A 24,628-nucleotide genomic window follows, 5' to 3' on the forward strand; every position below is an offset into this window, starting at 1 on the left:
CCAGGATTGCTGATGCACGCCCGAGCCCGCGTTGAATCGGTCGAGTCGGTCAGGCAGTTTCGTGCCAGCCTCTGGCAGTTTGCCGAGGAAGCGCGGAACGCGCTGTCCGACGCGGCGTCGGACGTGCAGCGGACGCTGCAATGGCTGGAGCTGGAGCAGGGGCCGTGGTGGACGAAGCAACTTCGCAAACGCCACGAAGCAGTGCTACAGGCGAAGCAGGCGTTAGACGATAAAAAGCGATACAAGACGGTCGACGGCACGCAGCCCGCAGCGGTTGAAGAGGAGCAGGCGTTGCGCGTGGCGCGGCGTCGCCACGAAGAGGCGGAGCGGCGGCTGGCGGCGGTGAAGCATTGGCGTCGGCAGCTTGACCGTGAGGCGATGCTGTATCACGGCGTGTCGCAGCGGCTGAGCAGGGCAATCGAGACGGGCATCCCCAACGCGGTGGCGACGCTGGATCGGCTGACCGACGCGTTGGCGGCGTACCTGGCGTTGCAGGCACCGCAGGCGCAGCGGATGCCCGGCGATGCGGCCGAGGACGCGCAGGGGATGGGGCTGCCTGCGTCGCTGGTGACCGATACGGCGGATGAATCAGACGAAGCGGAAGACGATGAGCCGACGGAAGAGGCCGAGCGTGATGCGGGCGCGGCCCCGTCGATGGACCATGGGTTCGATGATGTGAACGAAGGCGGTGGCCGATGAGCATGCATGCCGGGCGAGCGAAGTTGCACGAGGCGTTCAAGCAGTTGACGCGGCGTTGGCAACAGACGCAGCGCGATTGGCAGGACCCTGCCAGCCGAGCGTTCGAGCAGAAGTATCTGACGCCGTTGGAGTCGGATGTACGGACGGTGTCGACGGCGATGGCGCGGATGTCCGAGTCGCTTCAGCGGGCGCGGCGGGACTGTGACTGCGATTGACGGGGTGGTTGATGTCGAGGTGTTACAGGGCGGGCGGCGGCGTATCGTGAGCTATGGTAAGCTTTTGTCATTCGGGCGTGTGTGGGAGTTCGGTTTCGGCTGGAAGCCCCGGCTTTAGTCGCCGGAGGGGGGTTGGCGTGCCGGGGTACGACATGACACGCCGATGGTTTCGACGCCATCGGCCCTGACGAGAATGCCCATCATGCAGGATCGCGCTGAGGATTTGGTGACGCCTTTTGCTTTGGACGTTCGCTATGCCGAAGAGCAGCGGCGGGCACTGCGCGACTTGCTGCGTCTCTCGGCCGAGTGTTCCGAAACGCAGCAGCAGATCGCGGCAGAGTCTGAATCGGTTCGGCAGACGGCGGAGTCTGCGACGACCCGGTTGGAACGCCAACTGCAACGTCGACACGAGCATTATCGCGAGAAGGTCAAAAACCACTTTCATGACAAGCTGACGCGCGTCCGCGCGGAAGCTCGGCAGGCGATTGCGAAGCTCAAGGCTCATCGCGTCGAAGCGGTCAATGCCGTGGCGGATGAGGTGGATTCAAGCGAGCACCGCACGGAGCAGAAGCTTGAGCAAGGTCAGTGGCTGGCCGAGAGCATGTACGAAGCGGCGGTGGAGCAGGTCCAGCACGAGTACAAGCTGACAAAAGATCAGGTGCTGGCCGACCGCAAGGCATTGGAGTCGATCGAGGACGACGCGGAAGAGCAGTTGCAGTTGTTTTCGCTTCAGCCGGCGGAAATCAGGCCGGCGGAGGTGGAGGATGCGGACCACGTCAAGTCCGATGCCGCGGACCACAAGGCGAACCCGGCGGAGGCGTATGAATCGCATCGCAAGGCGGCGGAGGAGGCGCTGCGTCGGCTTGGCGGGCTGATGCTGCCGAAGCTGTTTCGGGGGGTGGTGCCGTTTGCGATCGTGATCGTGGTGTGCGTCGGCGCGGTGGTGTTGACGTGGTGGTTCACGGAGGGCCGGGACTGGCCGGCGACGCGACAACTGCTGGTCAACGCCGGGGCGTTGGCTCTCTCGGCGGCGCTGATTTTGGGGCTTGGCGCTTTGGGGCGAAAGATGGCGGTCCAGCAGATGCTCGACGTCTATCGGCCGGTGTGCGAGAACCTCGACCATGCGCATCGCGACCTGGAGCATCGCCTGGCCCAGGCGCGGGCACTGCGCCACGGCAAGATTCATGAGGCGGACAAGCAGCGCAAGCAGGAGCGTCACAAGGTTCGGCAGCGATATCAGCCGATCCTTGACGACATCAACCAGCGGCGCGACAAGGCGGTAGCGAAGATTGACGAGCGCGTGGCGGCACAGCGCACCGAGATGGAGTCGAGTTACAACGAAAAGCTCGCCACGATCAAGGCGGAGGGGCAGGCGGCCCTGGATGCGGTCAACGCTCGTTACAACAAATATCTTTCGATGGCTCGCGAGCGTTACACGTCGCAGGTGGAACACAGCGACGCGCGGACGCAGCGCGAGCAGGCAAGCCTGGAGCGGCGGTGGAAGGAAGGCCTCAAGCGGATCGAGGCGGTGGTGCAGGCGAGCGAGACGATCGAGGCGGAGCGGTTTCCGTCGTGGGATGACACGAAGTGGGACCAGTGGCAGCCGCCGAAGGAACAGACGGCGTTGCTGCGGTTCGGCCGACTGCACGTGGATATGCGGCAGGTCGCCAGTGATGCGGCGAAGCGGGGCAAGTACCGACTCGAAGTGCCCAAGACTTTCGACGTGCCGGCGCTGCTGGCGATGCCCGACCGCGGCTCGCTGCTGATTGAGACCGACTCCGCTGGCCGAGACAAATCGCTTGAACTGTTGCAGACAGTGATGGCCCGTCTGCTGACGACTTTCCCGCCGGGGCAGGTGCGGTTTACGCTGATCGACCCGGTGGGGTTGGGGCAGAGTTTTGCCGGCTTCATGCACCTGGCGGACTATGACGACAAGCTGGTCGGCAGCCGCATCTGGACGGAAAGCCAGCACATCGAGGCCCGGCTGGGCGCGTTGACGAATCACATGGAAAACGTGATTCAGAAATACCTGCGCAACGAATTCAAGACGATCGACGAGTACAACGCACAGGCGCACGAACTGGCGGAGCCTTACCGGTTCGTGGTGATTGCTGACTATCCGCACGGCTTCAGCGAGGAAGCGACGCGGCGGCTGAACAGCATCGTCACCAGCGGGCCGAGGTGTGGCGTGTATGCACTGGTAGTGCGCGACGTTCGTGAGACCGTGCCCGGCGGCGGCAAGGCGGAAGACCTGCAGCGCAAGTGCGTGCAGTTGGTGCATCGCGATGGCAAGTTGACGTGGGAAGATGAAGTGTTCGGCGCGTTTCCGTTGAAAGTCGAACGGCCGCCGCATGAGATCGTGCTCACGGAGCTACTCAACCGTGTAGGTGAGCAGTCGCGTGAGGCGTCGCGTGTGGAAGTGCCTTTCGAGTCGATCGCGCCTGACGAGCAGAATCTTTGGTCGCGTGATGCGTCGAAGGAACTGCACGTTCCGCTCGGCCGAACGGGGGCGACCCGGTTGCAGGAACTGCGGCTTGGGACGGGGATGGCGCAGCATGTGCTCATGGCGGGCAAGACCGGGTCGGGCAAGAGCACGCTGCTGCACGTGCTGATCACCAACCTTGCGTTGTGGTACAGCCCGGACGAAGTCGAGTTTTATCTGATCGACTTCAAGAAGGGGGTTGAGTTCAAGACGTATGCGACGCACAAACTGCCGCACGCTCGCGCGGTGGCGATCGAAAGTGATCGTGAGTTTGGGCTGAGCGTGTTGCAACGGCTGGATGCGGAGTTGGCTCGTCGGGGCGAGCTTTTCCGCGAGGCTGGCGTGCAGAACCTGGCGGACTATCGCACTGCGAAGCCTGACGCTGTCATGCCGCGAACGCTGTTGATCGTTGACGAGTTCCAGGAACTGTTCAGCGAGGACGACAAGCTGGCGGCGGACGCGTCGCTGCTGCTGGATCGACTGGTTCGACAGGGCAGGGCGTTCGGTATTCACGTGCTGCTGGGCTCGCAGACGCTGGCGGGCAGCTCGGGCTTGCCGCGGAGCACGATGGGGCAGATGGCGGTGCGGATGGCGTTGCAATGCTCGGAGGCGGATGCGCAATTGATTTTTGATGATGGCAACTCGGCGGCGAAGCTGTTGTCACGGCCGGGCGAGGCGATCTACAACGATGCGGGCGGCGCGGTGGAAGGCAACAGCCCGTTCCAGATCGCCTGGCTGACCGAGGCGCAACGTGAGCAGCAGCTCGCGCGGGCGTCGGCCGAGGCGGAGGCAAAGCAGGTCGAGCGCGAGCCGACGATCGTGTTTGAAGGCTCCGCCGACGCGGATGTGGCGGGCAACCGCGCGTTGGCGAAGCTGCTTGATGCGTCGGAGTGGCCGACGTTGTCCGGTTCGAGCGAGCCGGTGGGTTGGCTGGGCGAGCCGATCACGATCAAGTCGCCCACGTCGGTGACGTTCGCACGGCGGAGCGGGGCGAACGTGCTCATGGTTGGCCAGCGTGACGGCGCGGTGTCGGCGTTGATGAGTTCGCTGATGGTGTCGCTGGCGGCGCAGCACGCGGCGGACGCGGCGCGGTTCGTGGTGTTCGACGCAACGCCGGACGATGCGCGATGGGCGGGGCATTTTAAAAAGGTGGCCCAGGCGTTGCCGCACGAGGTGCAGATTGTGACGCCGCGCGATCCGGAGTCGGCGATGTCGGAGTTGGCCGACCTGTTGCAGCAGCGGCAGGACGACAGCGCCGCGGCGCAGGGCGGGCCTGCGGTGTTCGTGCTGATCAACGGGTTGCATCGTTTCCGCATCTTCCGTCGGTCGGATGACGATCTGGGCTTTTCGTTCAGCGAAGATGCGGGCAAGGGCGATTCGCCTGACAAGCAGTTTGCGACATTGCTTCGTGAAGGCCCGCCGGTGGGCATGCACGTGGTGGCGTGGGCGGACACGGCGGTCGGGTTGGAGCGAGCGACGGATCGGAACGCGCTTCGCGAATTCAACCAGCGTGTGCTGTTCCAGATGAGCGCGAACGATTCGAGCAACCTCATCGATTCGCCGATTGCCAACAAGATCGGCCTGACGCGGGCGTTGCTCTACAGCGAAGAGCAGGGCACGATGGAGAAGTTTCGGCCGTACGCGTTGCCCGATGCGACCTGGCTGGCGGAAGTGGGGAAGCGTTTGCAGGCGAGGGCGTCGCATACGTCGCCCGGCGATGGTGTGGGGGCGTGATCGGACGTCAGCGAGCCATGTACGCATTAACCGTCGGATCGCGTTGCTGTCGGGGGGGCGATGGGGTACAAAAGGTGAGACGCCTGTACGCGTGGGCGCGGTTGGCCTGTGATGGCTGATGTGAAATCAAGGACGATTGAACCCGCAAAAGGGGAAGACGATGCGAAAGTTGTTCAGCACGTTGGCGTTGGTTTTAGGTGTTTCACTGCTGGCTGGCGGCATGGTTGGCTGCCAGGGCCAGGAGCGCGAGCGGATGGCGGAAGTGCCGCCGCCGGCGTTTGATGAGGCAGAGGATTTCGAGCCGGTTGCGGTGAACGATTACGACGACGAGCCGGTCGCGGTCGATCCCGACGAGGCGCGTGAGGGCGGGGCGTCGGACGACGAAGCCGCCAGCGCCGGCGGTACGCGTTACACCATTCAGCGTGGCGATACGCTTTGGTCGATCGCCAACGATCACTACGGCGACGGCCAGCGCTGGCGCGAGATCGTCGACGCGAACCCCAACCTGAACACCGAACGCATGCCCGTCGGCGAAGAGATCCGTCTGCCCGACTGATCTGCACCATCGCCCCTACGCATTACCATTGCACTTGTTGCGGCAGAGCCTCGGCCAGTTGGCGGAGGTATGTGTCGCGTGGCAGCTCGACGACGCCGAATTGGGTGATGTGCGGGTTGTTGAACTGCACATCGAGCAGGGTGAACCCGCGATGGCGAAGGTGTTCGACCAGGTGAACGAGGCAGACTTTGGAGGCGTCGCGCTGGCGGGTGAATTTCGACTCGGCGAAAAACGCGCCGCCGATCGCAAGGCCGTACAACCCGCCCGCGAGTTGCCAGCCGGGGCCGCCGACGTCATTCAGTGAGGCGGTGTCGTCTGTGGCGGACCATGCTTCGATGCTGTGTGCCCAACCGTCGCGATGAAGGGCGATGTAGGTGTTGATGATGTCGTGGTTGATCCACGTTTCGTCGCTGTCGGGGCGCGGCGCGGCGCAGCCGGCGATGACGGCCTCGAACGCGCGGTCGTGCGTCATGGCGAAGCGCTGCTGGCGGACGATTCGCTTTAATGACCGCGATACGTGAAACCCGTCATCGCCCAAGGGAAGCACGGCTCGCGGGTCGGGGCTGTACCAGTCGACTCGGCCGGTGCGTGACGACGCCATCGGAAACGCGCCCGCACAATAAGCCCGCAGTACCAGCTCTGGCGTCAGCTTCATCATCCGCCCCATCGTATCGATTGTTGCCGTGTCGGCAGTCACACGATGTAGACGTCGTATCGCACGCTCTTGCCACGCTGCACGTGCGTTGGCTCGCGACCAGCCACCGTTGGCGCTCGGCTCGGGCGTTTGACGACTACGCGACGGTCTGCCGTTTCAATGGCGGCGGTCAGCAGGGCCGCGCTGTCCACATCATCGCCGATCAACTGCCGAAGCACGCGCATGGGCTTGCGCTCGGCGGTCTTGCGGCCCGTGGGGAACATCGGGTCGAGGTAGACCGTGCTCGGCCGGGGCGTCTCGCTTGGCCAGTCACGCAGCAGGGTAATGCTGTCGCCCACGATCACGCGCAGCAGACTGGCGGTCGTCGGCTCACGCTCGGCTGCGCGGCGCAGCGCGTCGCGCAGCAATGCCGCCACCACGGGCGAACGTTCGGCGGCGGTGACGTGACAGCCCATGGACGCGAGCAGCCAGGCGTCTTCGCCAAAGCCGGCGGTGGCGTCGAACACGGTGGGGCGCGGCTCGCCTTTGCGCAGGCCGACGGCTTTGAGCAGCGGCTGACGCAGTGCCCGCCCGGGGCCGCTGCGCGTGTCGAGTTGTGTCAGGTCGATCGCGATGGGATGGCCGCCGACGAGGGCGGGATCGCCTTGCAAGACGCGCAGCTCGAGCTGATCGCCGGTGCGAACCAGGGTCATCGGCGTGGTGATGTCATCGAGCTTCGCGATGAATGGCAAGCCCACCGCGTCGGCGAGCTGCATCGCCGCCAGCACATGTGGCGAACCTTCGCTCGGCTCCACCGTGACGCTGACGCGCGTGCTCAAGTCGGACGCGTTCACGAATCCGCCTTCGCCTCGGCCTCGGCTTCCGCGTCGGCAAGCTGCTGGTCGAAGCGGCGCCGGTTGGTGCGCTGATCCATCAACACGAACACGCGATCAAGCTGCTCCGGCGGCACGGCGGCCTCCAACGCCTTGCGCACCATGCCCAGGTGCGTGCGACGCGAAAGATGCGTGAGCACCACGGCCTCGGCGGTGGACTTCTCCAGCAGCTTGACGATGTCGTCCAGATGCAGGTGCTTGCCCACGGACGCCCGCCCGCGATGGCCGGGCTCGAGGAAGGTGCACTCGGTGATGAGTATTTTCGCGCCCAGCACGTCGGGACGGTCGAACAGTTCGCCCCACATGGTGTCGCCGGTGTAGCAGACGAGCGGGATTTCGAGGGTCTGGGTGATCTGCTCGCCGCTGTTTTTCAGCTCGACGAGTTTTTCCTGCGGTTGGCCGACGAGGTCGGGCCGGAGCTTGCTGCGTTTTTCGAGTACGACGTAAGCCAGCGACGGCACGGTGTGCACGCTTTCGACGGCGCGCAGGTAGATGTTGTTTTTGATTTCGAGTTGTTCGCCAGGCGGTAGGGCGATGACGTTGTAGGGTGTTTTTTGCGCTTCGAGGCCAGTCCACGCTTTCATGACGTTGTGGATCGGCTGTTCGAGTTCAGGGTGGCAGACGATTGTGCCGACGCCGATGCCCTGGAAGTTGCGTTGGGAAAAGTAGTAGCTCAGCGCTGCGGCGTGGTCCATGTGGCCGTGGGTGAGGGCGACATAGTTGGCGGTGAGGATGGGTTTTGGGCAGGCACCGATGTCGAAGGCGACGTCGAGTTCGGGGACTTGGACGACGGACTGTTCGCCAGCGATGGAGATGCCCTGGACGCGATAGGGTGGGATGTAGAGGTAGCCTAACTGTGGGCTGCGAGCCGGTTCACGTGGGAGCATGGGGCACCTGTTTTTCGCGGTCAACGGGAGGAATCAGGCCGGCGTGGCACGGGGTGTTGACCGCGAAGCGGTGCATGGCCGGCAATCGACCGCGCGGGGCTCGAACCCGCCGAGTTGCCGTCCATTGGTACGGCACGGTCTGGTACGACGCCGACGTGTGGCGTCGCGAGTAAGTATTGCAGGGTGGGGGGGATGAATCAAACCACGGGGCGTGTGAGGCGTTTTTGATGAAGCGTTTGCCATTCAATGGCTCCGCGTTGGGGGCCAGCACTGCCTTATGTGGTGCCGGCAGTACGGATCCAGCGAATGACGCGGACAATGCCTGGACCGCCGAGCAGCAGCAGCAGGCCCACGAGCAAGTAGCTGCCAGCTTCAATGCCCTGCCACCCCTCGGTGCCGGGCGTGCTGACGGCGAAGTACGTCGCGGTGAGGAAGGCGATGCCGGCCCGGACGCCGAGCGTTATGAAGATGTCACCGACCGCCAGGGGTACGAACAGCAGAAAGTCCCACACCGCCGCTGGACCGCCGATGCGAACCGGGCCGTCTACCGCGAATATTCGGCGGGTCAGCCAGGGTGCTAAAAACCAAAGGAACGCGGCGAGGCCGAGGTTGACCAGGATGGGCAGCGAGGTGCCGATGAGGGCGAAGTACATGGCCGTGCCGCCGCCGGTGAAGTCATAGATCCAGTAAAGCTGCGTGCCGAGTTGAGCCAGATGTAGAGTGAAGGGTACGAGTACCCACAGGGCCAGGATACGGCAGGCGAGCAGGGCCAACTGGTGGCGGGTCATCGCGCCGCGGGTGAGGAACGACTCTGCGATGGTTCGGCCGCACTCGGGGCAGGTGCCCTCGGTGGGCAGGCCGCGCAGGTCGTAGGCGCAGTTGGTGCACTTCAGATCAAAGTCGGCAGCGGCTTGACGGTCCGGATTCGACATGAAAACCCCCTGATATGTGTGGCATTATGCGAAGAGTCATCAAACCCGGAAGATCGCGCCGAGGCGTTTGCCCATGAGTACGCTTGCGCCGACGAGGGTGACGGTGAGCAGGGCCATGCCCCAGACGCCCATGGCCGAGGCGATATACGGGCCGTCGCCGAGGCGGTTGTAGAACTCCCAGATCGCTTTGGTGATGGGGAAGTGTTGTTGCTGCTGGGCGAGTACGAGCGAGTCGGAGACTTCGAGCATGGCGAAGGAGAAGACGAGGATGCCGCCGGCGATGAGGTTGGCCATGATCAGCGGGACGACGACCCGGCGGATGGTGTAGAGCCTGCCTGCGCCGAGGTTCATCGAGGCTTCTTCGAGTTCGCTGGAGGTCTGTTCGAGGCCGGCTGCTGCGGCGCGGACGATGTAGGGCAGTCGGCGGATGGCGTAGGCGATGATCAGCAGGGCGATCGGGTTGGGGTTCTGGCCGAGCACGGTGAAGAAGCCGCCGAAGATATCGCCCTCGCGGAAGGGCCACGCGAGGGTCATCGCCACATAGCCGAACGCCATGACCAGGCCCGGCACGGCCAGCGGGAGCATGGCGAGGGCGTCGAGCACCCAGCCGCCGCGGATTTTCACACGCACGACCATGTACGAGATGGCGAGCCCGAGCGCGATCGCGAGCACCATGGCGGCGAGGGCGTACATGAGGCTGTTCTGGATGGAGCGGTAGGCCATCTCGTGGGTGAGCGCTTCGCCGTAGTGGCTGGTGGTGAACGCCTTGGGCAGTACGGAGCGATACCACGCGCCGTCGACGGTGAACGACGCGAGCACGACGCCGATGTGTGGCATGACGGCGATGAGGGTGACACCGACGAACGCGGACAGCGCCAGCCAGCCGCGCCAGCCGGTGAGTTTGACGGTGGCGGCGCCAACGCTGGCTTTGCTCTGCATGGCGTAACCGCGTCGGCCGAAGGCGAGCTTGCCCAGCAGGTAGCAGCCGACGGCGACGGTGAGCATGACCACGACGAGCGCGTAGGGGCGTGGGTTGTCGGCAATCTCGCTGATGCCCCAGAACACCTGCACGGGCGTGACGGTGTAGTAGTCGAACATCAGGGGCGTGCCGAGTTCGGTGAAGGCCCAGATGAAGACGATGGTCGTGCCGGCGAAGACGCCGGGGAGGATCAACGGGAGGGTGATGCGGAAGAAGCGTCGCCAGCGGCCGGCGCCGAGGTTGAGGGCGGCTTCGTCGAGGGTGGGGTCGAGGTTGGCCAGCGCTGCGGTGACGTTGAGATAGAGGATGGGGTAGAGGTGGAGCACTTGCATGATGACGACGCCCCAGAAGCGGCCGGCCCCGCCGAGCATCGCCCCGCCGAGGAAGTCGATGCCCGGGCCGTCGGGGTCGAGCAGGCCGATGTCGACGAGGAAGGCGTTGATCGAGCCGAAGCGTCCGAGCAGCGCCCGCATGCCGATCGCGCCGACGAACGGCGGGAGGATCAAGGGCACTAAGACGAAACTGGTTACCAACGCCTTGCCACGGAAGTCGTATTTCGCGGCGAGCACCGCCAGCGGCATGGCAAGCAGCATGCAGCCGATGGTGGTGAACACGGCGATCATGAAGCTGTTGATCAGCCCGCGGACAAGCACCGGGTCCTGAAACACGAGCAGGATGTAGCGGAGGGTGAGCGCACCCTCGGCGTCGCGGAAGCCGCCGCGGACGGTGAGGACGATGGGCCAGACGAGAAACAGCCCCAGCACAGCCAGCAGCAAGGCGAACAGGCTGTAGCGGTAAATCGTGCTGGTTCGGATCGCAAAGGGGCGAGCCATGATTTGCAAAGCTTAGCGGTGCGGCGGGTGGTGCGAAAGCGGGTTCATGTTGTTTTCATCAGATGAGGATTTTGAATCGGTAACTGGCGGTCGGCCGGAAATCGCGCGGCTGGCGGCATAGGGTTGTTTTGCGGCGGCGGGCGGTTTGTGATGACCCGTGTGGGATTTCGCGCCGATGCAATCAGTGATTAGAAATCAGCAATTAGAAATTCCGACAGATCGGCCCTTCGCTCGCGGACTCGCTCAGGGCACGGCTTGGACGGATTTGTGCCCCAAAGCCGCGGCCGGGATTGCCAGAGCACCTCAGCCTTCGTAAGCTGGGGGATTCGAAACCCTTTTTGTTGAACTGTTGTTCGAGGGGAGTTGCATGTCGATCCTTACGGCCTGGTCGCCTTTCTTTCAAAGCAACGCTCGTATGCGCGGGCGCGGCTACCAGGCATCGAATCGCGTTGAGCGTATCGAACCGCAGGATGGCGAACTCGTTCGCGCCACGGTGCAGTGCGACGAGCAGTACATCGTCACGGTGATCCGCGACGGCACGCGCGCTGCGGCGGAGTGCACCTGCTCTGCTTTCGCAGAGGGAACATATTGCAAGCACATCTGGGCGACACTGCTCGATGTTCAGCAGAACCCCGAAGGTATCGGTGCGTCGGCGGACGAATTGGCGGCGATGCGCGTGCGTGCACCCAAAGCTCGCAAACGCGCGGCCGGCGAGTCGTCAACCCCCGCACGATCGAGTGAGCCGGAGTGGGTCGGCCGACTGAGCCTGCTGCGGCCGGCCACGATCGAACTCGACCACGAGCGCGCCCCATCCGAGGTATTGCCTGCCCAACGACAACTGTGTTACGTCGTGCTGCCGGATCACTCGCGCCGCCACAACGGCCTCGTCGTCGAACTGCGCCAGCGCACGCCCATCGCCACGGGTTGGAGCAAGCCCAAGCCGATGAAAGTCGGCCACGACACACTGCACGAACTTGCGGATAACAACGACCGCGAGTTGTGCGCTCTGCTGCTGGGCTCGCTGCCGTTTGATGAAGGCGCGACCACCTATTTCAGTCAGCGCGGGCACGCGATGTTCCGCCTGCCCACCGGTGTCTGGCGGAACATGCTCAAGCGCATGATCGACACTGGCCGCTGCTTCGTCGCGGCGCATGAAGATGACGAACCGATCGACCCGCTGCCGCTACGATGGGACGGCGACGAGCCGTGGGTGCTCTGGATGATCGGCCAGTGGGATGATGAGGACGAGTCGGCCGACGCGGACGAGGACACGTCCGAGGGCGAACTCGACCTTGATGTTGAAGCCGATGACACCGATGACGCCGACGATGTCGATTCGTCGACCAGTCGCTTCGGCGAGGTGACCGCGCAAGTCAACGGCTCGGCCACCGCCGAGAGTCACGCCGAGGCTTCGACACTTGAAGCCGCCACGCCAGCTGAGTTGCTCGTGCATGTGGAGCTGCGTCGCGATGGCAAGCGGATGGGCGTCGGCAAGCCGGCGCTGCTGCTTGGCGGCGCGGACGGGCTGATCATCACCGGGGACACGGCCGCGGCGTTTGACGACCGTGAAGCGTTCCGCTGGGCGAGCCAGTTTCGCGACGACCTGCGTCGGCATGAGTCGCTGCGTCCGATCCGCGTGCCGCGGCAAGATGTCGATCGATTTCTCGATCGGCTTTACATGCTGCCACAACTGCCTGAGTTGGATCTGCCTGACGACGTCGGCCGAACGCCTGAGCGGATTCACCCCGTGCCGCACCTGGACCTGTTCAGCCCCGAATCGCCGGAGGGCAACAAACTGCTGCCGGCGTCGGCGAAGAATCAACTCGTCGGGCGGGTGTGGTTCGGCTATGACGATCAGCGTGTCAGCCCCGCGCAGCCGGGCCGATTCGTCGCGATCAACTCCGCCGCTTCGTCGCAGGCAATGGGCGATACGGATGTTGAAAACACCGTCGCACCTATGGAAGCGTCGAACGAATCTGTCGATTTGCTGGAACCGGGCGACATCCCCGAAGACGACGCTGGCGGTTCTGTCAACGGCGACGTTCACGCAGCCGACGCGTCGGCGGAGGTTGCCCTCGATGCGCCGCCGAAGGGTCGACTGATTCATCGCCACCGCCGCGCTGAATGGCAGGCGATGCAGACGCTGGTGACGTACGGCCTGCGTCCGCTGCCCAGCGCCGGACCGGACATCGTCGCGATGTCGATGAAGCAGATGGGTCCGTCCGTCACCGCGCTGCTCGCCAACGGCTGGCAGGTTGAGGCCGACCAGCAGACCATTCGACACGCCGGCACGCCGCATCTTTCAATCGCTTCGGGCATCGACTGGTTCGAGCTGCGAGGCGGCATTCGCTATCAACGAAACGACGGCACGGAAGAGCAGGTAACGCTGCCGCAGATTCTCGCGGCGGTGCGGTCCGGCCGACAGATGATCACCCTCGGCGACGGGTCGCAGGGCCTGCTGCCGCAAGCCTGGCTGGATGAGCACGGCCTGCTCACCACGCTCGGGAAGGTCGAGAAGGACCACCTGCGCTTCGGCGCAAGTCAGGCCGCGGTGCTCGATGCGCTGCTGACGGAAGATGAACTGGTCGAAGTCGACGAAACGTTCGATCGCGCCCGCCAACGGCTGCACGAGTTCCAGGGCGTCAAGCCGCTCAATCCCACGCCACGTTTCAAGGGTGACTTGCGTCCGTATCAGCGCGAGGGCCTGGGCTGGTTCGCCTTCCTTCGCTGGTTCGGCATGGGCGGCATCCTCGCGGACGACATGGGCCTGGGTAAGACGATCCAGGTGCTCGCCATGCTGGATGCCCGCCGCAAGTACGAGGGTGAGCAAAGCGAATCGTCGGCCGCCGACGGCACTGACGCCCCTGCGGAGCATCGGCCGGCCCTCGTTGTCGCGCCGCGAAGCGTGGTGTTCAACTGGGTTGATGAAGCGGAGAAGTTCACGCCGCATTTGCGCGTGGAGGCATACGCCGGCACGGAGCGCGAAGCGTTGCGCGATCGCTTCAACGAGATCGACATCGTTGTCACCAGCTTCGGCCTGCTACGGCGCGATATTGAAGTGCTTCAGGACTACGAGTTCGACTACATCGTCCTCGACGAAGCGCAGGCGATTAAAAACCCCGGCTCGCAGGCTGCGAAAGCCGCTCGTCTGCTCAGGGCCCGCCATCGCCTTGCCTTGACCGGCACACCGGTGGAGAACCATCTCGGCGACCTGTGGTCGATCTTCGAGTTTCTTAATCCCGGCATGCTCGGCTCGAACGCGCGGTTCAATGAAATGGTCCGTGCGACCAACACCGCGCAAAACGGCAACGGCCGCGAAGCCATCGCCACCCGTAACGCGACCATCAGCCAGGTCGGCAAGATGCTGCGGCCGTTCATCCTTCGACGCACGAAAAAGCAGGTGCTCCACGACTTGCCTGAAAAGACCGAGCAGACCATCGTCTGCGAAATGGAGCCCGCGCAGCAGCAGGTTTACGACGACCTGCGCAAGTACTACCGCCAGCATCTGCTGAGCAACCTCGAAACGCCGGGCGGCAGCACCAGCGGATCGGTCATGGGCGGCAAGTCGGGCTTCATGGTGCTCGAAGCGCTGCTTCGCCTCCGGCAGGCCGCGTGTCACCCCGGCCTGATCGACGAAAAACGCGCGGACGATCCGTCCGCCAAACTCGACGCCTTGCTCGAACAACTTGACGATGTCATCGGTGAAGGCTCGAAGGCGCTGGTGTTCAGCCAGTTCACCTCGATGCTTTCGCTCGTGCGACGCCAGCTTGACGCACGCGGCATTCCGTACTGCTATCTAGATGGCCAGACACGCAACCGTCGCGAGGTTGTCCGCCAGTTCCAGGAAGATGAAACGACGCCGGTGTTCCTGATCAGCCTCAAGACCGGCGGATTCGGGCTCAACCTCACCGCGGCGGAGTACGTGTTCATTCTTGACCCGTGGTGGAACCCGGCAGTGGAGCAGCAGGCGATCGACCGCACGCACCGCATCGGCCAGACCCGACGTGTGTTTGCGTATCGCATGATCTGTCAGGACACCGTTGAACAGCGGATCACGCAGTTGCAGCAGCAGAAGCGTGAGATCGCCGAGGCGATTGTCGGCGGCGAGCAGCAGGTGCTGCGCGAACTGACGCGCGATGACCTTGAGCAGTTGCTCAGTTGATCAGGTCGCGGAGCCCGCGGCGGTCTGGTTCGCATCGAAAACCAGTTGGCCGGCCTGCCACGTCTTGTTGGCGTGTAGTCGACCGTCCGATTCGCGATCCCATAGCACGAGATCTGCTGCTGCCCCTTCGCGCAAGTCGCCGAGGTCGGACCAACCCATCCGCTGCGCCACACTGCGCGTGCCCATCGACCACACGTCATGCTCCGGCCGATCGAGCCATCGCAGCAGGTTCGTCATGCCAAGGTCCATCGTCAACGCACTGCCTGCCAGACCGCCGTCGCCGGGCTTACCAGGGTTATGTTTGCGTGCGCCGTCACCTTCCGCGACACGAACGGGGAAGCCCCACGGCGTGTCGTGCACACCGGCGGGCAAGCCCGCCCCGATGTTCGCGTCGGTGATCAGCAGCGTTCGCTCGACACCCTTTGCCGCCAGTGCCGCGCGGATGGCGACCGGGTGTACGTGCACGCCGTCGGCAATGAAATCAACGCTCATCCGTTCGTCGGCGAGAATGGCTTCCACCGCGCCCGCCGGCCGAACGCCGGGCTCGGTGACATCCGGAATAGGGAACACATCATAAAAATGTGTGGCATGTCGTGCGCCTGCCTCGATCGCCGCCAGCGTCTGGTCGACGCTTGCGTGCGTGTGCGTGAGAAACACCACGACGCCACGCTCGACCAGCCGTTCAATGACCGGCAGCACGTTCGGCGTGTCGGGGCTGACCGACATCGCGGCAATACGGCCGGCGGTCGCTTCGAACAGATCATCGAGCAACGCAAGGTCCCCCGGCACGGTTTCCGCGCCCGCGCCAGGCAAGGCGAGGAACGGCCCTTCCAAATGAAAGCCCGGCACGCGCACCGCGGTCACGTCATCCAGTGCGGACGCCAATGCTTTGAGCGTTGGCAACGAGGCTCGATCCATCACGCGATACAGGGTGGGCAATGCACTCGTCACACCGAACTGTGGCAACGTCTTAAGCCCCGTTGTCAGTTCGTCGGGCCCCGCTTCGAACAGATGCAAGCCCATGCCGTGCAGGTGAAGGTCCATCAGCCCCGGCGTGAGCAGTCGGCCGCCGCCATCGATCCGCAGCACACCCGCGTCGGCTGCGGCGTCGATCGCGACGATACGCCCGCCTTCCACGAGTACGGACTTGCCGACCACGCCCGCCCTTGGGCGCATTGCCTGAACGTTTTCAATCAATAGCCTCGTCATCTGCATACACCTTGTCGTTCGGTGAGTCGAGTTTCGAGAAGCAACGCGAAACGACGGTCATACTACGAGCGGGCGTGGATCGGCGGTATCGGCGGCTGCCATGATCGCATCAGTAGCCTTTCTCAAAATCGGGTTCGATGTTGGCCGCCGCCGTTTCCGAGATGTAGATATCGGATCGCAGCGTTTGTAGCAGCGATTCGGGCAGGCGTGGCGTGACCGGGCCGTGCGTGACGAGGCGGGTGATCATGCGTTGCCAGCTTGTATGCGTGCCGTGCACGGTAATGGCGTGTCGGCTGATGCGATGTCGGGCGGCGATGACTTCCGCCGGGCCGATGGTGGCGGCTTTGGGTGGCACGGCCGCGAGATCGCCGCTCATGCCGAAGCTGCCGTGCAATGAGTTTTGCGCAAGTGTATATGGGCTGAGCGTGACGATCCGTGTGCCCATCTGCTTCCACTCGTCCAGCGGCGCGTCAAACTCGGGCGCGTCCGGCTCGATGAACGCCAGATGGCCCGTCCACCCGGGGCCGAGGTAAATGACGTCGGCACCGCCGAGGTCTTCGATCATCTTTCCATAGCTGTCGATGTTTTCGTCGGTGGGGCCGAGGAACTGTTTCTCGGGCGGCCGAAGCGCCGGGTCGATGTTGCCCCAGAAACCGGACTTCAGCGAATGCACGAAACCGTACTTCCACGTATCCGGCGCGATACGGCCGTCTTCGTCGGCGTACTCGTCCATGGCGAAGCCCCAGACGTTGCGGCAATCCAGTTGTAGCGCGTTGATCAACCTGGCGACGTGGCGGTAGCCGGGGTTGGGGTTGGGCAGGATCATTACCAGCCGTCGGCCTTCCTCGGCGGAACGCTTGATGCGGCCGAGCATATCGGTTACGCCGATCCACGGCACTTCCGCGTTGGGGATGACTTTAATGCGATAGTCCGGGTTCGCGTGTTGCTCGATCTGGTCGCGCGTGATGCGACGGCAACGTTCGATTGCTTCCTTATCGCGAAATGGAACGTGGTGGGAAGGGGCGAATACAAATTCACTCATGGCAAGATTCCTTGTCAGGGGTTGTGATTTGAGGGTCGGCGGACTGAATCAGCGGCCGATTTCCTGTTATATGGACGACTGGCAGGTTGCGCTCAACGAGAACACTCGGCCGTGGTAGTAGGTCACGAACAAACCGAGGGGACGCCCGCTTTTGTCGATTGGCGTTTCGATGGTCTTCAGCAGCGCCGCCCTTGGCTGCACAGCGAGCAGGCGAGCCTGCATCGCGGACGCGTTGACCGCGTCGATTTTTTGGTGCATGTGTGAAATTTCCAGCGACTGGACCTGCTTCCATTGTGGTGCGAAGGCAACGGTTTCCAAATCGCCCAGGTCCAGTTGATCGCCGCAGGCTTCGGGCAGGTAAAGGTCGTCATACGCCACTGGCTTGCCGTCGAGCACGTCGAGTCGACGGGCGTAGACAACGCGATCCTCCGGCGAGAGATTCAGCAAGCGGCCGACCTTGTGGCCCGCGCGTCGGCGGGCGAATCGTAATACTTTGCGCGTCAGTTCCGGCGCGTGCTTTTTGATGCTCTGACTGAAGCCGGCCTGTAAAAGTGGGATGCGGCGCGTGGGTCGTTCGTTCACGAACGAGCCGCTGCCCTGCCGTCGATAGATCAGTTGTTCCTGGTCGAGGATCTGGAGGGCCTGGCGGATGGTAATGCGTGAGACGTCGAACTCGCTGCACAACGCCTGCTCGGTAGGCAGTTGTTTGGTTGGCTCCCACTCGCCGCGGAGGATGCGATCGCGAAGTACCGAAGCGACGCGGCCATAGGACGTATCCGGCGGCGGGATGGTTTGTGTCATCGTGGAGGTCTCCAAAGTGGAGTCGGATCGACATTCGTAATAACAAAATGACACACGTCCTGCAAATTAAGGTGCATTTGTGGACGTATTCCCGAAATTATCGCTGTTTCGATAGATTTGTTATGATGAATGTGAAGTTTTCTCGATCTTGAGAGGTTGGTCATGGCTGCGAAACGGCACGTTGGCGTTGCCCGCGTTCAATGGGCGCCGACGCATTCGTTTCGCCTGACTGGGTGTCTGCATGTGCAGCGGAGTAGCATCGGTGTGAATGATCCGCTGTTCGCCTAGGCGATGTGGTTGGCGGTCGGCCGGTCAAGCGGTTGATCAGCAAATGTAAAAGGTGGTTGGATCGGTCGCGCGATTGCGGTACCTTGAGTTGAGGTGCGTCGCCGCGGTTCCGTGAGCGACCGCCGCGATGGAGGCCGACCATGAAATGTCCGCAGTGCAATGCGAGTCTCGGTCGACGTTGCGTAGTCGACGCCGACCCGTTGATGTGTCAGAACTGTGGCTGGGGCGGCGCGAATCATTCCGCTGACGCGGCGGAGGATGACGGCCCATCGAAAGCGTTCTGGCTGAAGTTCGCCTTTTTCTGGGTGATGACATTGGTGGTGTTGGTGGGGCCTTATGTGGGGCTGCGTTTTGGCGCTGCCTATGTTGCGGGGCCGACGGGCCTGGCGGATGGTTCGCTGGAGGCCCGCTTTGTGGCCGGTTTGAACCTGCATTACGCGTGGGTGATGGCGGTGTACCTGGCGTTCTGCTGGGTGGTGACACCGACCTACGATCGCGAGAACATGGGGCTGTTCGGCCGGGGTCTGGCGTATAACCCGGTACTTACGGGCGAACATCGTTACAACCGCACGATGCACAAGCTCAACACGCTCGTCACGCCGGGCAAGATTGTGCTTGCGACTTGTCGAGCGACATGGGGCCTGCGTCGTCGATGACCTTACATGGCCAAATTGTGCGGGCACGTTTGCAATGACCGGCGTAGAATGACGGCTTCCGAGAAGCCAGTGTGATCGCCGCAACGCGTGTTGCCGTGCGTTTCGCAGGTCATTTCGAATAGCGAGGTTTGTGTTATGCATTTGCGATCGTTCATGTTTCTGAGCATCACGTTGGGACTGGTGTGGACGGCCGGTCCGTCGGCGGGGGCGCAGCAGGTTCAGCGGCTGTGGGTGGAGAACTGCGCGAGTTGTCACGGCGATCAGGGGCAGGGCGCGAACGCCCGGTCGCTTTTGCGCGACGAGGTGATGGGCGCGGAACATGATCTGGCGTTTTACAAGGCAATCCGCGAAGGCTTGCCGGACGACGGGATGGACGCGTATGACGATGTGCTCAGTGAAGAGGAGACATGGTCGCTGGTTGTGCACATCCGCGAGTTGCAGGAGCGTGCCCGTCGCGAGCGCGAGCCGGCGAGTCGACCGAACGACGACGGCTATGTGGAAACGACGCATCATCGTTATCGCTTCGAGCGTGTGGTCACGGAAGGAATTGAGATTCCGTGGGCGCTGGCGTTTTTGCCCGACGGCCGACTGTTGATCGCCGAGCGGCCCGGCACGGTTCGACTGCACGACGACAGCGGCTTGAGTGAGCCGGTGGAAGATACGCCCGAGGTGGTTCATGCCGGGCAGGGGGGCTTGCTGGGCGTGGCGCTGCATCCGGAGCATGAAGCGAACGGTTGGATCTACCTCAGCTATTCGCATGGCCAGGGTGATCGAATGATGACGCGCGTCGTGCGCGGCCGCATCGAAGACCACCGCTGGGCCGACCAGGAAGTGATCTTCGAAGCGCCGGAAGAGCTTTACCTGCCGACGCGTCAGCACTACGGCTGCCGACTGGTCTTCGACGATGAGGGCTATCTGTTTATCGCCATCGGTGACCGCGGCCGACCGGATCATGCACAGGAACGCTATCGGCCGAACGGCAAGATCCATCGCCTGCACGACGACGGCTCTGTGCCCAGCGACAACCCGTTCGTCGACGAGCATGACGCGATGGCTTCGGTGTGGAGCTACGGCCATCGCAACCCGCAGGGCATGGTCTTCGATCACGACGCCGGCGAACTTTGGTCCACCGAGCACGGGCCGCGCGGCGGCGATGAACTGAACCTCATCGAACGCGGGGGCAACTACGGTTGGCCACGCGTGTCGCACGGCATCAACTACAACAACACGCCTTTCCAGACACCGTGGAGCGAGCACGACTACATCGATCCGGTAAAACACTGGACGCCATCCATCGCAGCCTGTGGCCTCGCGCTCGGGCATGGGGAGGCGTTCCCCGAGTGGCAAGGCGACCTGTTCGCCGGCGGGCTGGCGGGGCAGGTGGTCGAGCGGCTGCGGGTCCGCGACGGTGAAATTGTCGAGCGCGAACGCATCCTCGAACGCATGGGCCGAGTGCGCGACGTCATCACAGCGCCGGACGGTTCGATTTACGTGGCATTGAACGACCCGCACCACGTCGTTCGCCTGGCGCCGGCGGAGTGAAGGGGCTCGGGTGTGCCCACGGCTTCAAGCCGTGGGCGTCGGCTCACAGTACTTGTCGGGCGCGCTCGGGCACGGCTTTTCGCTGTTCTAGCTAGGGCATGGCGCGATTGGTACGATAGGCCTCTTGCGGTCCGGCCATGCGTATTTTGAGATGGCGGACGGTTTTGCCACCAGAAATAATGTCCACCGGGGGGTAGAGCAGCGAATGAAGAGTCATCTGGATAAGCGGATTTGCGTCGTCGGGCTTGGCTATATCGGGTTGCCGACGGCGGCGGTGCTGGCGTCGCGTGGGTATGACGTGCGGGGCGTCGAGGTCAACCCGAAGGTGGTGGAGACGATCAACGCCGGGCGGGCGCATGTCGTCGAGCCGGACCTGGATATTCTCGTGCAGGCGGCGGTGCAGACGGGGAAACTGAAGGCTTATGGCGAGCCGGCGGAAGCGGACATTTTCATGCTCTGTGTGCCCACGCCGGTGGACGAGAAGCATGGGCCGGATCTTTCATACGTCGAAAAGGCGGCGGCGGGCATCGCTGAGCATCTGAAGCCGGGCAACCTGGTGGTGCTGGAGTCGACCAGTCCGCCGGGCACGACGGAAAAGCTGGCGGACATTGTCGAGCAGGCGGCGGGACTGACGCGCGAGCAGGTTCATTTCGCGCACGCGCCTGAGCGTGTCCTGCCGGGCAAGATTCTGCGGGAAGTGGTGGAGAACGACCGGATCGTCGGGGGGCTGACCGACGCGGCGACCGAAGTTTGTGCCGAGTTTTACCGTACGTTCGTGACGGGCGAGTTGCTGCTGACGCACAGCCGACTGGCGGAGATGGCGAAGCTGGTTGAGAACGCGTATCGCGATGTGAACATCGCGTTTGCGAATGAGCTGTCGCTGCTGGCCGACGATCTGGATCTGGATGTGCGGGAGTTGATTCGGCTGGCGAACCGGCATCCGCGGGTGAACATTCTCGACCCGGGCTGCGGCGTGGGGGGGCATTGCATCGCGGTGGACCCGTGGTTCATCATTCACCAGTCACCTGAGAAGAGCCGACTGATTCGCATGGCCCGTGAGGTGAATTGTCACAAGACCGGCTGGGTGGTGCAGCGCGTGCTCGATCGGGCGGAGCGGTTCAAGCGGCCGCGGATCGCCTGCCTCGGGCTGGCGTACAAGCCGGACATTGACGACCTGCGCGAGTCGCCGGCGGTGGATATTGCAAGGCAGTTGATCGCGGCGCAGGTGGGCGAGGTGATGGTCGTTGAGCCGAACCTGGCCGAACACGATGAATTCCGCCTGACGTCGTTAGACGAAGCGCTGGACCGGGCGGATGTGGTCGTGGCGTTGGTGGCGCATCGGCCGTTCCACAAGATTTCTCCGGCGCGGCTGGCGGAGAAGATCATCATCGACACGTGCGGTGTGTTGCATCCGTGATCAGGCGCGGCAGATGAAGCGCGTCGGCCCTATTGACCTGCGTGCCCGGGCCGTGGCTGAGTGATCGCGCCGGCCGATCGCGAGGGCGGCTTTTTACGACATGTCTTGGCCGTTGTCGGGCTTACTCGGTCGGCTCATATTCCCAAATTTCGCCGGGCGCGAGTTCTTTGACTTCAACGCCGGGCGGGTCGAAGCCGTCGATGCTCTGACGAAGCAGGGGGAAGGTTTTGTAGTGGACGGGGATGGCGACGCGCGGGCGGATCATTTCTGCGGCGCGGGCGGCGAGTTCAGGGCCCATGGTAAAGCGGTCGCCGACGGGGATGGCGGCGAGGTCGGGCTGGTAGATGTCGGCGATGAGGCGCATGTCGGAGAACAGGCCGGTGTCGCCGCAATGGTAGAAGGTGACGCCGCCCATGTGGATGATGAGCCCGGCGGGCATGCCCATGTACTGGCCGTTGTGGGACGAGCTGTGGTAGGCCTGTGTGAAGGCGATGTAGCCGAAGTCGGTGTCGATGCGGCCGCCGATGTTGCCGGGGTTGATTTTCTCGATGCCCTGGCCGTTGACGTAGTTGCAGATTTCATGGCTGGCGATGACCTCGGCGTGGTTGGCCTTGGCGATGGCGAGGGTGTCGCCGAAGTGGTCTTCGTGGCCGTGGGTCAGGGCGATGGTGTTGCAGCGGATATCGCTGGGCTTGTGCTTGGCCGACTCGTTACCGGTGAGGAACGGGTCGATGGCAAGGGTGTGCTTGCCGTCGTCGAGCAGGAAGCCGGAGTGTCCGAGGAAGGTTATTTTCAGGGCCATGGTGCGTCTTCTCCCTTGGGTGAGCGTTGATAGCGTTCAGGGGATGATAACGCGCCGACAGGCGTCAGATGGCCGACGTCTGGGGAAGACACAAAGCAACCGCTTCCGACTTCTGCCCTCGTCCGGCTACCCACCACCGCCTGTCGCCGGTCTCAGTTCCGAATGGCTTTGGCCAGGGCGGTGCGTGCCGCGGGCTGGCGGGTGGCCTGGAGGGTTTCGTTGAGCACAGCGGCGTTGCCGTTTCGCTTGATCTGCCGGACCAGACTGGACAGATGCTGATCGCGATCGCGTGCGAAGCGGGGGAACGCCTGCTCAAGCTCCTGGCGGGTGTACTTCGTCAGCGGGTCGTTCAGGCCGGTCTGCATGGTGGCCCACTCGATGAGGCTACGCGCGTCGGTGGAGAAGCGATAGCTTTCAAGCGTGGCCTGGAGTCGGCTGCGCGTGCTGGCGAAGGGGTCGGTCATCGTGTCGGGCAGTTCCCAGAGCTCGTGGGAGCGGTTTCGCGTGGCCTGCTCGAGTTGTTCGAGCCAGCCGCTGCCGACGTCGTTACCGAGACTTTGTGAAGATTGTGTGCGTGTCATCGTCGTTAACTGTTCCTTGTTCGATTGCACTGGCTGGTTTGCGGGCTTCAGCGGAGCGACGGCCGTGTTTACCACGAGGCGTCCGCGATTGACGAAGTCCACAGTCAGCCGTTGGGCTTTCCTGCCCTCGTGGATGATTGATTGAGCCTGACGTACGGTACCCGTGCCCCACTCTGGTCGGCGTGGATGGGTGACCTGGTCGCCGCGATTGTGCTGATGTTGTGATGGCGGCGTCATAAAGCTCGACCGCATCGCTTCCTCGGCACGTGCTGTCAGCGACATGCCGGGTGAGCTTTTCAAATCGGTTATTGGTTGACTATCCCTGCTTCCCCTGGCGATCCGGTGTTCCCTGTCGGTTTCCAAACGCCGACCGCCGCCGAGTCACGGTATCCCTCTACAAATGGAGGCTGGCCATCATACACATGTCCGTTCGACCCGCCGCCGATTGCGTGAGATGCCCTCGCGATGCGTGATGCGAAGTCACACCAAGCTTATCGACCTGATCGACTCTGTGACTTTGATGGTGGCTTGAGCCGCCTTCCCGACATGCAGGCCCTGACTGGCGTGCGTCGGCTGCTAATATATACGAACGCCGAAGCCGATCGGTTCATTCCCATTTCGGTTAGAGAAAATTCTTGCCCGTATGCTTGCACAGACCTGACAAATCATGTAACCTGACGAAAGCGTCGGTGAAACCCTGACACGCCGTCTACGGCCGGGCCACTGACGCCTTAATTCGCCCCCGGAAGCCCGTGCTGTCTCTTCGGAGGCAGCGCGGGTTTTTTTACGTTCTTTCCGGGCCATTCGGCCTCGGCGGGGTGGGTCAGGCCACGATGGTCAGCTCTTTTTCGAAGATGACAAGATTGGATTGGCGGTCGTTGTCCCAGCGGATGCCGATGATGTCGTAGCCGCGCGCGATGGCCATGTGGAGCATGGGGCGGTTGCGGGTGTGACATTCCATACGGCTGTACTCGTAGTGATGGTCGTTGGCCCAGGCGTTGGCGGCGTCCATGAGTTGGCTGGCGATGCCGGCCCGGCGGTGGGTGGGCAGGACGCCGTAGAGCCACTCGAAGAAGACGTTGGGCTTCAGTTCCAGGCCGACCATGAACCCGACGGGCTGTTCGTCGACGAACGCCAGCAGTACGAGCGGATTGTGTCTCCCGAGCAGTCGACGTTGGAAGAAAGCTTCGTCGCGGGCGGGGGTGAATACGTCTTTGTAGAGGCGGACCACGGTGGGTAGTTCGTTCTGGCCGACGATGTCGATTTTGGCTTCCGCCATGGCTG

At 63.3% G+C, this 24,628-nt stretch carries 19 protein-coding genes and 1 pseudogene; 8 read left to right on the forward strand and 12 right to left on the reverse strand.

Annotated features, from left to right (window positions below):
• Positions 1-12: 12 nt before the first annotated feature.
• The 4 genes from ACERK3_12935 to ACERK3_12950 all read left to right on the forward strand — a co-directional run bounded on the left by ACERK3_12935 (position 13) and on the right by ACERK3_12950 (position 5,686).
• Complete coding sequence (locus tag ACERK3_12935) at positions 13-699, forward strand: hypothetical protein (GenBank protein ID MFA9479190.1); 687 nt, start codon at positions 13-15, stop codon at positions 697-699.
• On the forward strand, positions 696-914 hold the full coding sequence (locus ACERK3_12940) for a hypothetical protein (protein MFA9479191.1): 219 nt from the start codon (positions 696-698) through the stop codon (positions 912-914). Before ACERK3_12935 ends, ACERK3_12940 begins: the two co-directional genes overlap by 4 nt.
• A 202-nt stretch (positions 915-1,116) precedes the next feature.
• Positions 1,117-5,130 (forward strand): FtsK/SpoIIIE domain-containing protein, encoded by a 4,014-nt coding sequence (locus tag ACERK3_12945; GenBank protein ID MFA9479192.1) that lies wholly within the window; start codon positions 1,117-1,119, stop codon positions 5,128-5,130.
• 160 nt (positions 5,131-5,290) lie between these two features.
• Positions 5,291-5,686, forward strand: coding sequence for a LysM peptidoglycan-binding domain-containing protein (locus ACERK3_12950; GenBank protein ID MFA9479193.1), 396 nt, complete (start codon positions 5,291-5,293; stop codon positions 5,684-5,686).
• Between the two features lie 22 nt (positions 5,687-5,708).
• Here ACERK3_12950 and aat read toward each other — a convergent pair whose 3' ends face one another.
• From aat to ACERK3_12975, 5 genes are all read right to left on the reverse strand, one after another.
• Positions 5,709-6,344: a leucyl/phenylalanyl-tRNA--protein transferase gene (gene aat, locus ACERK3_12955; GenBank protein MFA9479194.1), complete on the reverse strand. Its 636-nt coding sequence runs from the start codon at positions 6,342-6,344 to the stop codon at positions 5,709-5,711.
• A 35-nt stretch (positions 6,345-6,379) separates the two neighbouring features.
• Entirely contained in the window at positions 6,380-7,174 is a 795-nt protein-coding gene (locus ACERK3_12960; GenBank protein ID MFA9479195.1) for a class I SAM-dependent methyltransferase, read from the reverse strand.
• On the reverse strand, positions 7,171-8,100 hold the full coding sequence (locus ACERK3_12965) for an MBL fold metallo-hydrolase (protein MFA9479196.1): 930 nt from the start codon (positions 8,098-8,100) through the stop codon (positions 7,171-7,173). Before ACERK3_12965 ends, ACERK3_12960 begins: the two co-directional genes overlap by 4 nt.
• Before the next feature lie 275 nt (positions 8,101-8,375).
• On the reverse strand, positions 8,376-9,032 hold the full coding sequence (locus tag ACERK3_12970) for a hypothetical protein (protein MFA9479197.1): 657 nt from the start codon (positions 9,030-9,032) through the stop codon (positions 8,376-8,378).
• Between the two features lie 39 nt (positions 9,033-9,071).
• A complete protein-coding gene (locus tag ACERK3_12975; GenBank protein MFA9479198.1) occupies positions 9,072-10,844 on the reverse strand; it encodes an ABC transporter permease in 1,773 nt (590 codons plus the stop codon).
• Positions 10,845-11,211: 367 nt separating this feature from the next.
• Here ACERK3_12975 and ACERK3_12980 point away from each other — a divergent pair, with 367 nt between their 5' ends.
• Positions 11,212-15,006 carry an SNF2-related protein gene (locus tag ACERK3_12980; GenBank protein ID MFA9479199.1) on the forward strand — a complete coding sequence of 1,265 codons (3,795 nt, stop codon included), beginning with the start codon at positions 11,212-11,214 and terminating at the stop codon, positions 15,004-15,006.
• Here the strand turns inward: ACERK3_12980 and ACERK3_12985 are convergent, their stop codons facing one another.
• The 3 genes from ACERK3_12985 to ACERK3_12995 all read right to left on the reverse strand — a co-directional run bounded on the left by ACERK3_12985 (position 15,007) and on the right by ACERK3_12995 (position 18,058).
• The gene (locus ACERK3_12985; protein ID MFA9479200.1) at positions 15,007-16,215 is read right to left on the reverse strand and encodes an N-acetylglucosamine-6-phosphate deacetylase; all 1,209 of its coding nucleotides are present in this window, start codon (positions 16,213-16,215) and stop codon (positions 15,007-15,009) included. It abuts the gene before it with no gap.
• 109 nt (positions 16,216-16,324) lie between these two features.
• Positions 16,325-17,257: a hypothetical protein gene (locus tag ACERK3_12990; protein ID MFA9479201.1), complete on the reverse strand. Its 933-nt coding sequence runs from the start codon at positions 17,255-17,257 to the stop codon at positions 16,325-16,327.
• A 66-nt stretch (positions 17,258-17,323) separates the two neighbouring features.
• Positions 17,324-18,058: a GntR family transcriptional regulator gene (locus ACERK3_12995; protein ID MFA9479202.1), complete on the reverse strand. Its 735-nt coding sequence runs from the start codon at positions 18,056-18,058 to the stop codon at positions 17,324-17,326.
• A gap of 428 nt (positions 18,059-18,486) precedes the next feature.
• Between ACERK3_12995 and ACERK3_13000 the strand changes: the two genes are divergently transcribed.
• From ACERK3_13000 to wecC, 3 genes are all read left to right on the forward strand, one after another.
• Entirely contained in the window at positions 18,487-19,002 is a 516-nt protein-coding gene (locus ACERK3_13000) for a hypothetical protein (GenBank protein ID MFA9479203.1), read from the forward strand.
• A gap of 153 nt (positions 19,003-19,155) precedes the next feature.
• Positions 19,156-20,544: a PQQ-dependent sugar dehydrogenase gene (locus tag ACERK3_13005; GenBank protein ID MFA9479204.1), complete on the forward strand. Its 1,389-nt coding sequence runs from the start codon at positions 19,156-19,158 to the stop codon at positions 20,542-20,544.
• Positions 20,545-20,749: 205 nt separating this feature from the next.
• Positions 20,750-21,961, forward strand: coding sequence for a UDP-N-acetyl-D-mannosamine dehydrogenase (wecC, locus tag ACERK3_13010; protein MFA9479205.1), 1,212 nt, complete (start codon positions 20,750-20,752; stop codon positions 21,959-21,961).
• A 121-nt stretch (positions 21,962-22,082) separates the two neighbouring features.
• Here wecC and ACERK3_13015 read toward each other — a convergent pair whose 3' ends face one another.
• The 4 genes and pseudogenes from ACERK3_13015 to ACERK3_13030 form a co-directional block, all read right to left on the reverse strand.
• Positions 22,083-22,763, reverse strand: a complete 681-nt coding sequence (locus tag ACERK3_13015) for a metal-dependent hydrolase (GenBank protein ID MFA9479206.1) — start codon at positions 22,761-22,763, stop codon at positions 22,083-22,085.
• Positions 22,764-22,915: 152 nt separating this feature from the next.
• Complete coding sequence (locus ACERK3_13020) at positions 22,916-23,344, reverse strand: hypothetical protein (protein ID MFA9479207.1); 429 nt, start codon at positions 23,342-23,344, stop codon at positions 22,916-22,918.
• A gap of 57 nt (positions 23,345-23,401) precedes the next feature.
• Positions 23,402-23,626: pseudogene (locus ACERK3_13025) on the reverse strand (DUF3553 domain-containing protein).
• A gap of 541 nt (positions 23,627-24,167) precedes the next feature.
• Complete coding sequence (locus ACERK3_13030) at positions 24,168-24,623, reverse strand: GNAT family N-acetyltransferase (protein MFA9479208.1); 456 nt, start codon at positions 24,621-24,623, stop codon at positions 24,168-24,170.
• Positions 24,624-24,628: the final 5 nt, after the last annotated feature.

The organism is Phycisphaerales bacterium AB-hyl4 (assembly GCA_041821185.1).
Taxonomy (GTDB): Bacteria; Planctomycetota; Phycisphaerae; order Phycisphaerales; family Phycisphaeraceae; genus Natronomicrosphaera; species Natronomicrosphaera hydrolytica.